General features: G+C 61.9%; 14 protein-coding genes, 1 tRNA gene and 1 pseudogene. 2 read left to right on the top strand and 14 right to left on the bottom strand.

What is annotated here, in order from left to right; all coding sequences use genetic code 11:
• Positions 1-72 precede the first annotated feature (72 nt).
• The 11 genes and pseudogenes from JI744_RS10205 to JI744_RS10155 all read right to left on the bottom strand — a co-directional run bounded on the left by JI744_RS10205 (position 73) and on the right by JI744_RS10155 (position 10,263).
• Positions 73-1,524 carry an MFS transporter gene (locus JI744_RS10205; protein WP_202660315.1) on the bottom strand — a complete coding sequence of 484 codons (1,452 nt, stop codon included), beginning with the start codon at positions 1,522-1,524 and terminating at the stop codon, positions 73-75.
• Between the two features lie 9 nt (positions 1,525-1,533).
• Positions 1,534-1,937, bottom strand: a pseudogene (locus JI744_RS10200) ((R)-mandelonitrile lyase).
• Positions 1,938-1,947: 10 nt separating this feature from the next.
• Positions 1,948-2,964, bottom strand: a complete 1,017-nt coding sequence (locus tag JI744_RS10195; protein ID WP_202660313.1) for a zinc-dependent alcohol dehydrogenase family protein — start codon at positions 2,962-2,964, stop codon at positions 1,948-1,950.
• A 252-nt stretch (positions 2,965-3,216) separates the two neighbouring features.
• On the bottom strand, positions 3,217-4,218 hold the full coding sequence (gene iolG / locus JI744_RS10190; RefSeq protein ID WP_202660310.1) for an inositol 2-dehydrogenase: 1,002 nt from the start codon (positions 4,216-4,218) through the stop codon (positions 3,217-3,219).
• 15 nt (positions 4,219-4,233) lie between these two features.
• The gene (locus tag JI744_RS10185) at positions 4,234-5,043 is read right to left on the bottom strand and encodes a 3-methyl-2-oxobutanoate hydroxymethyltransferase (protein WP_202660308.1); all 810 of its coding nucleotides are present in this window, start codon (positions 5,041-5,043) and stop codon (positions 4,234-4,236) included.
• Between the two features lie 18 nt (positions 5,044-5,061).
• On the bottom strand, positions 5,062-5,835 hold the full coding sequence (locus tag JI744_RS10180; RefSeq protein WP_202660306.1) for a TIM barrel protein: 774 nt from the start codon (positions 5,833-5,835) through the stop codon (positions 5,062-5,064).
• Position 5,836: 1 nt separating this feature from the next.
• Positions 5,837-6,148 carry a MocE family 2Fe-2S type ferredoxin gene (locus JI744_RS10175; protein ID WP_202660304.1) on the bottom strand — a complete coding sequence of 104 codons (312 nt, stop codon included), beginning with the start codon at positions 6,146-6,148 and terminating at the stop codon, positions 5,837-5,839.
• A gap of 130 nt (positions 6,149-6,278) precedes the next feature.
• Complete coding sequence (locus tag JI744_RS10170; RefSeq protein WP_202660293.1) at positions 6,279-7,100, bottom strand: ATP-binding cassette domain-containing protein; 822 nt, start codon at positions 7,098-7,100, stop codon at positions 6,279-6,281.
• Positions 7,100-8,107, bottom strand: a complete 1,008-nt coding sequence (locus tag JI744_RS10165) for an ABC transporter permease (RefSeq protein ID WP_202660291.1) — start codon at positions 8,105-8,107, stop codon at positions 7,100-7,102. The genes JI744_RS10170 and JI744_RS10165 overlap by 1 nt, the downstream gene beginning before the upstream one ends.
• 69 nt (positions 8,108-8,176) lie before the next feature.
• A complete protein-coding gene (locus JI744_RS10160; protein WP_202660288.1) occupies positions 8,177-9,142 on the bottom strand; it encodes a substrate-binding domain-containing protein in 966 nt (321 codons plus the stop codon).
• Between the two features lie 104 nt (positions 9,143-9,246).
• Entirely contained in the window at positions 9,247-10,263 is a 1,017-nt protein-coding gene (locus JI744_RS10155; RefSeq protein WP_202660286.1) for a sterol desaturase family protein, read from the bottom strand.
• 278 nt (positions 10,264-10,541) lie between these two features.
• On the opposite strand from JI744_RS10155, the gene JI744_RS10150 reads away from it, so the two are divergent.
• Positions 10,542-11,564: a LacI family DNA-binding transcriptional regulator gene (locus JI744_RS10150; protein ID WP_202660284.1), complete on the top strand. Its 1,023-nt coding sequence runs from the start codon at positions 10,542-10,544 to the stop codon at positions 11,562-11,564.
• Positions 11,565-11,663: 99 nt separating this feature from the next.
• On the opposite strand, the gene JI744_RS10145 is transcribed toward JI744_RS10150, so the two are convergent.
• Positions 11,664-12,014 carry a cupin domain-containing protein gene (locus tag JI744_RS10145; protein ID WP_202660282.1) on the bottom strand — a complete coding sequence of 117 codons (351 nt, stop codon included), beginning with the start codon at positions 12,012-12,014 and terminating at the stop codon, positions 11,664-11,666.
• Positions 12,015-12,118: 104 nt separating this feature from the next.
• On the opposite strand from JI744_RS10145, the gene JI744_RS19240 reads away from it, so the two are divergent.
• Positions 12,119-12,244: a hypothetical protein gene (locus JI744_RS19240; protein ID WP_268885789.1), complete on the top strand. Its 126-nt coding sequence runs from the start codon at positions 12,119-12,121 to the stop codon at positions 12,242-12,244.
• A 374-nt stretch (positions 12,245-12,618) separates the two neighbouring features.
• Here JI744_RS19240 and JI744_RS10140 read toward each other — a convergent pair.
• Positions 12,619-12,695 (bottom strand) — tRNA-Arg (locus tag JI744_RS10140).
• 62 nt (positions 12,696-12,757) lie between these two features.
• Positions 12,758-14,194 carry a sensor histidine kinase gene (locus JI744_RS10135; protein WP_202660280.1) on the bottom strand — a complete coding sequence of 479 codons (1,437 nt, stop codon included), beginning with the start codon at positions 14,192-14,194 and terminating at the stop codon, positions 12,758-12,760.
• Positions 14,195-14,200 lie beyond the last annotated feature (6 nt).

Here is a 14,200-nt window from a genome sequence, read left to right as displayed (position 1 = left end):
TGAAACCTTGATATGGCTGGCTGTACCATTCATATCAAGATTCCATAGAAGTTGGCTAGGCCGCAGGCTCTTTCATCCCGGCACCCGCGATGGCTTGTCGGCGGGCAGGACAAACAGCAGCGTCACGGCAAGGCCAACCACCTGAAGAAGAGCCGCGCCGCAAAGCCCCGCCGAAATGCCATGTGCCAGTGCCGTGTCAGAAGCAGGCGCACCACGCATCGCCGCCGCAAAGACGGTGACCAGCACCGCCAGTCCCAATGTGCCGCCCAGTTGATGCGCCGCATTCACGAGACCCGAGGCGGCACCCGCATCCTGCGGCGCAACCCCACGCACGCCAGAAACGGTCAACGGTGCCAGAGCCGCGCCATTGCCCAGCCCGATCAACAGCATCGGCAGGCCGACCGCCAGCACATAACCTTGCCCTGCCCCGGCCTGCGCCAGCCAGACAAGACCCGCCGCCACACAGGAAAACGCCCCAGCCAGAACGATCCCGCTGCCAAAGCGGCGCAGCAGGCGTGGCAGCGCCAGAGAGATCAGAAAGGTCACGACGGTCATCGGCAGAAAGCCAAAGCCCGCCTGAACCGGCGTCATATGCAGCACGCCTTGCATAAGTTGCGTGCTGAAGAAGAAAAAGCTGACCATCGCCCCAAGGAACAGCGCCCTTGCAGCATAGGCTCCGGATCGCCCCCGGCTGGCGAACAGGCGCAGTGGAAGCAAGGGGTCAGCGGTGCGGGCCTGCATCCACAGGAAAGCCGCGATCAATCCGGCCCCGATGCCAGCGGTGACAAGCGTCAGCGGATCATGCCAGCCCGAGGTCGCGGACCTGACGATGCCGTAAACCAGCCCGCCCATGCCCAAGGTCGAGGTGATGGCCCCGGCAACATCCACCCGCCCGCCCGATGGCGCGCTTTCGGTCAAAAGACGCGAGGCTGCCCGATAAAGGGCCATGCCCACCGGCACATTCATCAAAAACCCGACGCGCCAGGAAATCCACCCGGCAAAGATGCCGCCCAGAACCAGACCCAGACTGGCCCCCACCCCCGCCGTCGAGGCATAGTGCGACAGGGCGCGGTTACGCTCTTCCCCTTCGGCGAAATGGGTGGACAGCAGCGCCAGTGTGGTGGGTGCAAGGATTGCCGCCCCGATCCCCTGAACTGCGCGCGCCGCTAACATTGTCGCCGGGTTCGGGGCCAGCCCGATGGCCAGAGACGCAAACGTGAACAGCGCCAGACCCGCCAGATAAACCCGCCTGCGCCCGAACAGATCGCCCGCCCGCGCGCCCAGCATCAAAAAGCCACCAAAGGCCAGCGTATAGGTGTTCTGCACCCAGCTCAGCCCCGTGGGCGTAAACCCCAGCCCGTCACGAATATCCGGCAGGCCTGTGATGACGATAGAGGTGTCCAGCAAGATCATCAGATAGCTGGCAAGCACCACGATCAGCACCGCCTGCTTTTGCCGCAGGGCATCAACCGGCCCATCCGATCCGGCGATGCCGGTCGGCTGTTTCAGAATGGCACTTGTCATGTTGATCCTTTAGCCCCGCTGTGCCGTGTAATCGGCGTCGCTGACATGCTCCAGCCAATCAACCGCCCTGCCATCCTGCACCTCGGCAATGGCGATATGGGTCATGGCCGCAGTTGGCGATGCCCCGTGCCAGTGCTTTTCGCCGGGCGCGAACCAGACGGTATCGCCGGGGCGAATCTCTTCGATCGGGCCCCCTTCGCGCTGCGCAAGGCCAAGGCTGCGGTGACGATCAGCATCTGGCCCAAAGGATGGGTGTGCCAGGCGGTGCGTGCCCCCGGTTCAAAGGTGACGATGGCCCCTCCGGCGCGGCCCGGCGCCGTTGCGCTGAACGGCGTGTCGATGCGCACCGTGCCGGTGAACCAGCCTGCCGGGCCACGGGCCGAGGGGGATGTGCCGTTGCGTTTGATATCCATGATCGTTCCCTTACACCCGAAGCAGCGTCTTGATCGCCCGCCGCTCGTCCATTGCCCGATAGCCTTCGGCCACATCGGCCAGCGGAATTTCAAGATCAAAGACCTTGCCCGGAGATATCTGGCGGCTCATCACCCTGTCCATCAGATCGGGCAGAAAACGCCGCACCGGGGCGGGGCCGCCCATCAGGCCACGCTGGGCAAAGAACAATTGCGCACCATCGAACGTCACACCATGCGGAACCCCGACATAGCCGATCATGGCGCCCGGGCGGGCCGCATAGATCGCCTGCTTCATCGACTGGTCGGTGCCGACGCATTCCAGAACGGCATCTGCGCCGACATTTCGGGTCAGTTCCTTGATCTTCGCAATGCCGTCTTCGCCCCGTTCGGTGACAATATCGGTTGCGCCAAAGTCCAGTGCCAGGTTCTGACGGGCCTTGTGGCCGCTCATTGCGATGATGCGCGCGGCCCCCATCTGTTTGGCCGCCAGTACCGCCATCAGACCCACCGCGCCGTCACCCACGACCGCAACAGTCGAACCGGGCTGCACCCGTGCCGCATCTGCCGCATACCAGCCGGTACCCAGCACATCCGAAGCCGCCAACAGGTCGGGGATCAGATCCTCCGATGGGATGCCCGGCGTCGCCACCAGCGTACCATCGGCCAGCGGAACGCGGGCCAGCGGGGCCTGCGCGCCGCGCATGAATTCGATATTCTCGCAGGACGACTGGAACCCGTGGCGGCAATGCGGGCAGGTGTTGTCGGAAATGCAGAAAGATCCCACGACGAACTGTCCGGGCTTTACGCTGGTGACGGCGCTGCCAACCTCCACCACCACGCCACAATATTCATGGCCCATGGCTTGCGGCGCGGTGACAGGCTGCAAGCCGCGAAAGGGCCACAGGTCCGATCCGCAGACACAGGAGGCCGCCAGCCGGATGATCGCGTCTGTCGGCTTTTCAATCCGTGGCTCTGGCACTTCCTCGAAACGGATATCGCCGGGGCCGTAAAGCATGGTTGCCAGCATCTGACACCTCCTGTTCGTGACTGACGCCAATATACGCGGCACAGCGCGGCTGGATTAGCCGCTAAATCCGGCATGGCTTTATGAACAGGAAAGATGAATGGCCGGGTTTTCTTCGGCTTGCCGCGTGTTGCCTGATGGCCGTTTCGGCATTGCGGGAAACACCGGGCCGTAGGCAGATGCGTGGCCCGCACAATACCTGCATTCGAAAAGGCTAGCCTGCCCCGCCAAAGGACGCGGGGCAGGCTACCGTGTTCAGCCCAGAACGCTGGCCAGCGTAACCGGCAGGCCGGTTTTTGCAGATTGCGTGGCAGCCTCTGCCATGGCCAAGGCAGCCACACCGTCAGCAAGGGTCACCGGCAGGGGCGTGCCCGTGGTCACGGCCGTAACGAATGCGGCCCATTCGGCGGCATAGGCGGGCATGTAGCGTTCAAGAAAAAAGTAGGTGGGCTTTGCGCTGCTCACGCCAGCGGTTGTCGATTTGACCACGGTGTTTTCCAGCATGTTCTGCGCTTGCAGCAACCCGCTGGAGCCCAAAAGCTCTACCCTTTGGTCATAGCCATAAACGGCGCGGCGGCTGTTCTTGATCACAGCAATGCGCCCGTCGGCATAGGCAAGGGTAACGACGGCGGTGTCCACATCGCCCGCAGCCCCGATAGCCGGATCGACAATAGAGCTGCCGACGGCCAACACGCTGACCGGGACAGCGCCCATGATGAAATTGGCCATGTCGAAGTCATGGATCATCATATCGCGGAACAGGCCGCCCGACACCTTGATATAGGCCACCGGCGGTGGGGCCGGATCGAACGAGGTGATCGACAGCAGCTCTGTCTTGCCAATTTCGCCCTTGTCGGCAGAGGCTTTCAGGGTAGCAAAGTTCGGGTCAAAGCGGCGGTTGAAGCCGATCATCACCGGCTTGCCGTTCCGGGCGGCCACGGTCTGGCAGGCCTGCGCGCGGGCAAGGCTCAGGTCCACCGGCTTTTCGCATAGCACCGCCTTGCCCGCCCCGGTGGCCCGTTCGATCAGGTCGGAATGGGTGTCGGTCGAGGTGGCAATAAGGACGGCATCAATCGCAGGGTCGTTCAGGATTGCATCGGTGCTGCGCGCTTCGGCCCCATATTGGCTGGCAAGGCGCCCGGCGGCTTCGGCGTTGATGTCCGACACCGCCACAAGGGTCGAGCCGGGGTTCGAGGTGATGGCAGTGGCATGAACACCGGCAATGCGCCCGGCGCCAAGAAGGCCTACTTTCAGCATGGTTTTTCCTTTGGGTTACAGGCCGAGGCCGGCCTTGAAGGCGTAGAACGCGTCATCCGCCATGGTGACGTTGTGTTCGGGTTGCGGGTAGCCGCCGGTGTTCACATCCGCGATGAACTCCTTGAACGCGGCGATGCGTTCGTTTTGCAGGCGGGCATATTCGGCGGCAAAGTTGCGATAGGTCTTGGCGTGGCGCGGCTTGTGGCCATCGGTGCAGCCCAGAACATCCTCGGCAAACAGATACTGCGCATCGGCCCCCGGCCCTGCACCCATTCCCAGCATGATCATCGGGGTGTTGGCCGAAATCAGCGCGCCCAGACGGTCGGGCACCACCTCCAGCTCGGCGCCAAAGCAGCCGATGGCTTCCAGCCGCTTGACGTGATCCCACACCGCCCGCGCCTCGGCGGCGGTCTTGCCCACGGCGCGCCAGCCGGTCCAGGTGATATAGCTGGGGATCAGGCCGACATGGGCGACCACGGGCATGTGGTTGTCACAAAGGGCCTTCTGGATGTCCAAGGACGCAGCGCAGTAAAAGCAATCGCCCCCCATCGCGGTGAATTTGAACGCGGCGCGCAGGTAATCCTCGGCGGTGGCAAGGCCGCCATAGGGACCGAAGGGCAGGCCGACCTGCACGAAACAGCGCCCCGCCGCCTCTCGCATCTCGGGGCTGAAAAAGCGGCTTTCGATCGACAGCATGTGAATGCCCGCCGCATCCGCTGCCGCCGCTTCCTCCAGCGTGGTGACGTAAAGCATTGAAATCTTTTCGCCCCGCGCCTTCATGGCGCGCATGTCGTGAACGGTGGGGCGGTTTGCCTTGTGGACCATGATTTACACCCTGCCTTCTTAAACCGAAAATGCGTTGCGGAACGCGGTCAGCGCGGCCTCGGCATCGCTTTTGGCGAAGGCTTCAAGGCCGACGGGGCCGCGATAGCCCATGTCCTTCAGGGCCATCGCCACGCCGCGATAGTTGATCTCTCCGGTGCCGGGCTCAAACCGCCCCGGATTGTCGGCCACCTGCACCTCGCCAATCCACGGCAGGCAGGCCGCGCACCAGCGGATCAGGTCGCCCTCACCAATCTGGGTGTGGTAAAGGTCCAGGTTGATGCGAAGTTCGGGGCGATTGACCGCCGAGACCAGCGACAGCACAGCCCCGGTTGAGCCGAAGGGGCAGCCCGGGTGGTCGATGGGGTTCAGGTTCTCCAGCGTGAAGACAACGCCCATCTCTTGCCCCAGATCACAAAGGCGGTGCAGCGTATCGCGCGCGCGCAGCTCTGCCCCTGGCGCATGAGAGCCGATCTGCGGGATGGGAATGCCCATATCCCCAAGGCCCGTGCCATGCAGGTTCAGTCGGTGAACCCCCAGCCGTTTGCCCACCGCTGCCGTTTCGCGGGCCGAGGCCAGCAGCATGTCGGCCCCGGCATCATCGGCCAGCCGCCCTTGCAGATAGCCGTTCATGATGGTGAACGTGGCGCCTGTACGTTCAAGCGCGGCAAGGTCATGGGCGGGCCAGTTCCACAGTCCGACGCCAAAGCCCATCTCTTTCAAGCGGCTGGCGCGCCATTCAATGGGGCGGTCGCGCCAGATCATTTCCGCGCAGGCGGCCAGTTGGAATGTCATGTCAGACCTCAATCCAGACGTCGCCGTTTTCAACACGGACAGGGAAGGTTTTCAGGTTGATGCAGGCGGGCGCGCGTTTCGCCTCGCCGCTGCGATAGTCAAACGTGGCGTTGTGCTTGGGGCATTCGATGGTGCCTTCCATCACCAGCCCGTCGCACAGGTGAACGTGTTCGTGGCTGCAAATCCCGTCCATGGCGTAGAACTCATCATCTTCGCTGCGCACGATCACAAAGGTCTGCGCGCCATGGTCAAAGCGGATCAGGTCATCAGGGTCGATGTCGTTTGTGGCGCAAGCGCGGGTCCAGGTCGGCATGTCGGCTCTCTTGGTTCGGTGGGGTGGAAGGCCGGGCCGGGGAATGCCCGGCCCGGCGGGGGATGCGGCCGGCCTACGGTGGAGAGGGCCGGCCGCAACCGGGCGCGCGATGTGGAGACCGCAGCCCGTTTCAATGCGCCGCAACAGGTGGCGGGTGGCCATCATGGCTGGCCATATAACCTTCGATCTCGGCCTCAAGGCTGGCCATGCTGGCCCCGCCTGCCATCAAGTCCGTGATCTCTTCGCGGGTCTTTTCGCCCTTCTTGAAATCGGCGGCGACGGCTCCCCGGATCAGCACAGCGAAATGGTCGCCCACGGCCATCGCGTGCATCACCTGATGGGTGATGAAGATCACGGCCAGCCCGCGCCGCTTGGCCTCATTCACGATGCGCAGCACATGCGTGGCCTGTTTTACGCCCAGCGCGGCGGTGGGTTCATCAAGGATCAGAACCCGCGCACCAAAGTGAACCGCCCGCGCAATGGCCAGCGATTGGCGCTCGCCGCCCGACAGGCCACCGACCAGCCGGTCGCCATCCTCAATCCGGGTGATGCCGAATTCGCGCACCGCTTTGACCGCGATGGCATTGGCCTTTTTGCGATCATACACCTTGAACGGACCCCAGCCCTTGGTCGGCTCTACCCCGACAAAGAAACTGCGGCCAATCGACATCAGCGGGAAGGTGCCGCCAAACTGATGCACCGTCGCGATGCCGTGTTCCGACGCATCGCGCGGGCTGGCAAAGGTGACGGGCTTGCCATCCATCAGGATCTCGCCCGAACTGGGTTTGTGCACGCCGGACAGCAGACGGATCACGGTTGACTTGCCCGCCCCGTTGTCGCCCAGCAGGCACAAAACCTCGCCCGCCCGCAGATCGATGTTGATGTCATGCAGCACGTCAATCGGGCCAAAGCTTTTGTTGACATTGCGCAGCGAAAGGATCGGGGCGGTCATCACTTGGCTCCTTTCTTCGGGGCATAGGACAGCGCCATCTTGCGGAAGGTGTTGTTCATCAAGACGGCACCCAGCAGCAGCACGCCGATGATGAGGGACGACCAATTGCGGTCGAAATCGGTGTAATAGATGCCTTGGTTCACGATGGCGAAGGTGATGGTGCCAAAGAAGATGCCCACCACCGACCCGAAGCCCCCGGTCAGCAGCACACCCCCCACCACGACAGAGATGATCGCGTTGAAGATGAACGATTGTCCGCCCGCAACCTGGGCCGAGTTGTACAGGATTGCCTGGCTCATCCCGACAAAGGATGCGCTGGTCGAGGACAGCACGAACAGCAGAATGGTCATCCGGTCGGTCGGAATGCCAGCGTTGCGGGCCGAAACCTTGTCGCCGCCCATGGCGAAGATCCAGTTTCCATAGCGCGAAAAGTGGACGAAAAAGATATAGCAGGCGGTAAATGCCAGCCACCAGCCAACCGAAGTCTGCAACTGCCCGCCCAGAATGAAATCGCCGAAGACGGCCTTGGCCGGGCCTTCCACCGTCAGGGCAACGCTGGTTGATTTGGTGATCAGCACCGTCAGCCCCAGCACAATGCCCTGCACCGCAAACAGGCTGCCCAGTGTCACGATCAGCGACGGCACCGCCGTGCGGATGACCATATAGCCGTTGATCAGCCCGACCAGCACGCCAAAGCCCAAGGCGACCGCGATGCCCAGCCAGATCGGCAGGCCGTAATGGCCCGAAATGACGGCGGTGGTCATGGCGCCAAAGGGCACCATCGCGCCGACGGAAATATCAAGCTCTCCGGCGATCATCAGCAAGCCGACCGGAATGGCGATGATGCCAAGGTTTGCCGCCACGTTCAGCCAGCTCGACATGCCCGCCGGCTTGAGAAAGGTCAGGCCGCCAAAGACGGCAAAGAACAGCAGAACGGCGACAAGCCCAAGGAAGGCGCCGGCTTCGGGGCGGCGCAACAGGCCACCGACCGAGGAATTGCGGATCATAGGCTTCCCCCAAAATGCAAGGACAAAGGTGAACCCGGCCCGCGCAAGACGCGGGCCGGGCGGCAAGCCTTAGCGCGCGCCTTTTTCAACACCGACAAGCGTGGCCTCGATGTTCGACGCATCCACGATCCCCGGGCCGGTCAGCACCGGGAATGTCGGCAGAGAGGTGCCAAAGTCGATCGCAGAAGCCAGAACCGACACCGACAGGAACCCTTGCAGATAGGGTTGCTGGTCGATGGCAAACGTCTGGGTGCCCGCCTTGATGCGGGCCAACCCCGCCTCGTTCATGTCGAACGACGCCAGCGAAACCTTGTCAGCCCGGCCCGATTGCGAAATGCCGATGGCGGCCGAATCCGCGTCACCTGCCGAAATGGTTATGACACCATCGATGGTTTCATCCTTCAGCAGTTCGGCCTTGATCGCCTCGGCCACTGCCGTCGCATCGCCGAACGAGGTGGTGGGCAGCGGCAGTTGCGTTGATTTTCCACCGCCTGCGGTGATGGCATCGGCCACCCCCTTGCAGCGCGCTTCGGTGTTGGTGGCACCGGGCAGCGTGTTGACGCACAGCACGTTCTTTTGCCCATGCTTGGCGAAATACTCGCCCCCGGCAACGCCCGCCGGATATTCCTCATTGCCAATGTAGTTGATGGCGCCCAGCTCATGCGCCTTGTCAGCACCGCCCGCGTTCATCAGGATCACGGTGATACCGGCGGCGATGGCATCCTTGATCGCGGGGTCTTCGGCCTCTGGCACCCAGTTTGGAATGACCAGCCCATCGACATCCTGGCTGATTGCGGTGCGGATCAGTTGCACCACATCGGGGGCGAAGTTGTCATAGTTGACCAGCCGCAGATAGTTCACCGTGCCGCCATTGGCCTCTACCGCCGGGCGGGCATCGTCGATGCCTTTCTTGATCTTGTTCCAGAAGGCGTCGTCGTTCGACCCGCCGATCACGGCAATGTCGGCGGCGGCGGCGGCAGATGCCACCAGCGTCGTCGTGGCCATCGCCCATGCAAGAGTTTTCATCAGCTTCATTCGGGGTCTCCTCCCTGTTCGCGTCTTGATGACGACGTTAAAATCTGGGCAACCTGCGGCCGGCCCCGGCCTCCTCGCCGGGACTTGCGCTCTATTTTCGGGGGTCAGGCGCGGTTCGCCTTGGCGTTCAACCGCTCCTTCTTTTTCTTGAAGCGGGCATCCATCCGGGCCTCGGCCTCTTTGGTGCCGTCGTGCCAGTAGCCAAACCACTTATCCAAGGGGATCAGCCCGTCACCGCCATAGTTCACCTCAAAGTATTTGTGGTGCAGGTAGTGGGCATAGGCGTGGCTATCGAGCGCCTGTCCCTCGGTCAGTTCCAGCTTGTCAAAGCCGATATGGCCGTTCACCGCGCCAAACCCCGCAAGGTGCAATTGGTATATGGCCAGCAGCGGATTGGACGGGATCAGCAGATGCCAGAACGCCACCGCATGATACAGAAACCCCTCTACCGGATGCATCGACAGGCTGGACCACGGGCTGGGGTTGACCGAGTTGTGGTGAACCGAATGGACCCATTTATAAAGGATCGGCACATGGATCAGGCGATGGATGCAGAAGAAATGCACCTCATGGATCGCCGGGCTGATCAAGCCCAGAACAACCAGCCATGGCCAATAGCTCTCCCAGGGCAGCCAAGTCGCCCAAGTGTTGGCAAAGGCCCACAGGAACAATACCTCGACCAGCGTCCATAGCGGAATAGAGATGAAGAAAGACCGCAGGAAGTTGTCGATGTTCTGGCTTTTGAACCAGAACACGTCAGAGGGCTGATCGGCCGGGAATTTGCCGTTGTACTTGAAACGGGTGCCCTGCTTGCGCTTCACATACCAAAACAGCTCTACCGAGCCGTAAAAGACAAAGATTGCCGCAGCATTTACAGCGTACAGCCACAACGCCCAGCCCCAGGACAGGGTTTTCAGCACCGCGACATCAGGCACGACGAAAAACCACCACAAAAGCGCCGTCGTCAGGTGGAATGCGTTCCACGGCCACAGGTATTCCGGCACCCAAGCCAGCACTTTCGGCAGGCTTACCGGACGGGCCCAGAAGGGCGGCAGTTCAAGGCTGGCACTGGGCGCCCAATCGCCACGCTTGTTACGGATGCCGAATTTCAGATCGTCCATCTTCGCCTTCCCCTGCCGTTATCGTGAGGCTTCGGATGGCATAAGGCCTTGGCCCGTGGGATGTGTTCCACGGTGCTGGGACCGCTGTGGTCCCCTCCTTGATGCTTTCGAAACCGTCTTCCTGTTGGGGGCGGGACTCAGTGGTCACGTCCGCCGCAACGAGGAGAGATAAGCGCCTTGACGCAGATCAAATCAAGCCGCCATGATATGTGAAATATAAGATCGTATCATTCGTATCTGAAACTCAGAATAATGACACGAAACAGATCAGGAAAGACATGCGGCGCCCCACAATCCCAGATCTTGCAGAAACCGCAGGCGTTTCCGTTGCGACGGTGAACCGCGTCCTCTCTGGTGCGGCCAATGTGCGTCTGGCCACCCGCGAAAGGGTGCAGCAAGCGGCTGAACAGATGGGATTTTACGGGGTCGGCAGCATACAGGCCCGCGTTGCCGCCGCCCGTCCGCGCCTGCGCTTTGGGGTGTTGCTTTTGCAGCCGCATCGCCCGTTCTATCAAAACGTCGCCCGTGCCTTGAAAGATGCGGCTTCCAGCGCAGTCGGGGCGGATGTTGACTTGCGGATAGATTTTCTTGAAGACCTCTCGCCCCAGAACATTGCTACCCGCGCGCTGGATATGGCCGGGACATGTGATGCGATCTGCGTGACGGTCGCGGTGCATCCGGTGGTGACGCAGGCGTTGGAAACCATTCAGGGACAGGGTATTCCCGTCTTCGCCCTGATCTCGCAGATTTCGATCAGCGGGCAGATTTCCTACATCGGCCTTGATAACTGGAAGGTTGGCCGCACTTCGGCCTGGACCTTCGCCAACATCTGCAAGGTGCCCGGCAAGATCGGCATCCTGATGGGCAATCCGCGTTACCGAAACCAAGAGATGAACGAGGCTGGCTTCCGGTCTTATTTTCGCGAACATGCTCCGAATTTTACCCTGCTGGAGCCGATCTCTACCTTTGAATCCGCAGCCGTGGCACAGGAAATGACCGAGAAACTGCTGGCCGATCACCCTGATCTGGCGGGTCTTTATATCTCTGGCGGCGGGATCAGTGGTGCGCTTGCGGCCCTGCGCGCCAGCGGCAGGATGGGTTCAATTGTGGTCGTGGGCTACGATCTGACCGATGTCACGCGTGCCGCACTGCTGGACGGCGCGATGACGCTGGTCATCTCGCACCCCCTTGCGCGGCTAGCACGGGAGGCCATCGACGGAATGGTCCGCGCCTGCAACACCCCCGGCAGCAACCAGACAAGCATCGCGCCATTCGAGATTCATACGCGGGAAAACATATGACTGGGCGTCTGGCCCCGCTTTGTCCTTGGCCTGTTTCCCTCTCTCATGGAGTGCCTGCCTCATCATCGTCGGTGGGTTACGGGTTTTGCGGGTAAGCCCCTAAAAGATGACATATATATTGGTAACGGGGCTGATCACATCCCAGCGGCACGTCCAGCCGACCGACAAGATCACCAGATCACCTTGCGCAACCTCGACCGCCCAGCCGCTGTCCTGATCGGTCAGTGTCGCCCTGCCCGACAAGGTATAGCAAACCTCGGTATCGATGCGGTCAATCACGGGCCAGCCGCCGGGTGCGCATTCCCATAGTCCGATGCGCCCCGAGCTTCCGGTATCAATCGGCATCACTCGTAATTGCGGATCACCGGCACCCCGCCCCTTGCGTTGCCCTGCCGGTATAAGGGGGGCGTTGGTGATGTCCGTCTGGTGCAGGATCGTCCGGCTGGTCATGTGTCACACTCGGTCAGTGCAGGTCAGGTTTGCGGGCCGGGTCGGGTTAAGCGGCGCTGGACAATGCCAATTCACAAGCCCACTTTGATCAAGCGGGGCTGGATATGTTCAGCTTTGATCCGGCGAGGGAAGGCACGCTATACCTGTTCGATACCGACGGCCGCGCGATGGCAAAGGAGCAATTGCTTGATGATGTCCCGCGTACGATTGCGGGTTTGGCGACGCCGTGACTGTGGGCGAATTCCACAATCAGGTTTACAGTCGGACACCAGCGCATTCGGATGATCTGCGCAGCGCCATCTTCGACAGCCCGGATGTGGAAATCCTGACCAGACCGGGGGAACTCGTCGTAAAGCTAAGACGATCCGTGACGACGATGTGTGGCGGGTGTCGCGGCAGAGGTCGTTCTTCTCGATGAACTGGCAGAAGAGCTAAAGCCCTCGGTTATTACATCATCTGTCCCGCCCCCGCCCTTGCGGCCTGTCAGGCAAACGTCTGCCGAGAATTTTCTCGTGCAGAAATTAATCCGCCGTTGTGCAGAAGCTGGTCCGTCGCAACAAAAACATCCGGCAAAGCAGGATCAGATGGCAGAGATGAGTGTGAGTGGCGGACCCGGAGCGATTCGAACGCCCGACCCTCAGATTCGTAGTCTGATGCTCTATCCAGCTGAGCTACGGGTCCGTCTTGAGGGGGCATTTAGCGGGCTGTGCGGGCGATGGCAAGGGCCAAACCGCAGTTCTTTTTCAACCAGCGACTTTGCCATCCTTTGGCAAGCGTATCAGGAACTCGGTTCCCTCGGCATCGCTGCGCGCAAGATCAAGGCGACCGCCGTGACCGCGGATCAGTTCGGCGGCGATGGCAAGGCCAAGGCCAGTGCCGCCCTTGCGCGCGCCGCCCTGAAACGCCTCGAACAGATGGTCGCGGGCCTTTTCTGGCAGGCCGGGGCCGCTGTCACCAACACGAATCCAGAATTCATCGGCATCTTCGCCCGCCGAAACCTCGATTGTGCCGGGGTTGCCGGTGGCCTCAATCGCCTGACGGGCGTTGCGGATCAGGTTGGACAGAACGCGGTAAAGCTGTTCGGAATCGGCGGTGATGCGCAGATCGGGCGGCACCTCGATCAGACACGAAACCGCGTTGCCTTCGGCCAGCCCCTCGGCTTCGGCGACCTCTTCGGCCAGTTCGGCCAGCGCAAGGGGCCGCAGGACAGGGGCGGATTCTTCGGCCTTGCCAAAAGTCAGCGTCGATTCGCACAAGGCCACCGCCCGGCTGATCGAGGCGACCAGCTTGGGCGCAGACCGGGCAACGGCGGGGTCGGCGCTGCTTTCCATCCGGTCGGCGAACAGTTGCGCCGTGGTTAGTATGTTGCGCAAATCGTGGCTTATCTTGGCAACCGCCCCGCCCAATTGGGCCAGCCGCTCTTTTTGCCGCAGGCTGCCCGTCAATTGCTGCTGCATCCTTCGCATTGCCTCTTCGGCCTCGCGCAGTTCCTCGACCTGGGCCATCGGGGCGATGACGCGGCGGGCATCTTCGGGCGCTTCAGCATAGGCGGCCATGTGCTGCGACACCCGGCGGATCGGCACCACGATCAACCGCTGCACGGCAAGAAACAAAAGCAGGGCCGTCACCGCAGAAATCAACGCCGACAGAATCAGGATCCGCCCGCCATAGTCGAACATCGCCGCCCGCAGCGGCGCCTCGTCCATGGTGATTTCAATCAGCAGACCGGCCTTTTGCACCGGGTTGCCGATGACGCGGATAATGTTGTCGCGATGGTCGAACAGGCAGGCAAAGGAATCGCGGATCAACTGCCATGGCCCGGCCTCGCGCAGGTCATAGGTTGCGGCGATGGGGCGCGGAATGGGCGAGGAAAGAACGAGCTGGCGTACCTCGTCCCGGCGTAGCACGACGTTATACACTTCGGCGTTGGCCAGCAGTTCCTTTTCCAGATCGGGCGACACCATATCCGCCGCAGCCAATTGCGCGAGCGAGGCAATCTGCGCCTTTTCCAGCCGGTTCATCAGAAAATCGGCGCGATAGCGCGCGATCGAGGGCACAAAGATCAGCACCTCGGCCAGCATGACAAAGGCGACGGTCAGGATCAGGAACCGCCCCGAAAGGGTGTTGAGGAAGCGCCCTCGCCCCGCTGTCAAACCTGCCCCCACCGTTGCGGCGCACATCACGCC

This window comes from Fuscibacter oryzae (assembly GCF_016765795.1).
Classification (GTDB): Bacteria; Pseudomonadota; Alphaproteobacteria; order Rhodobacterales; family Rhodobacteraceae; genus Fuscibacter; species Fuscibacter oryzae.
This window is presented reverse-complemented; position numbering and strand designations above follow the sequence as displayed.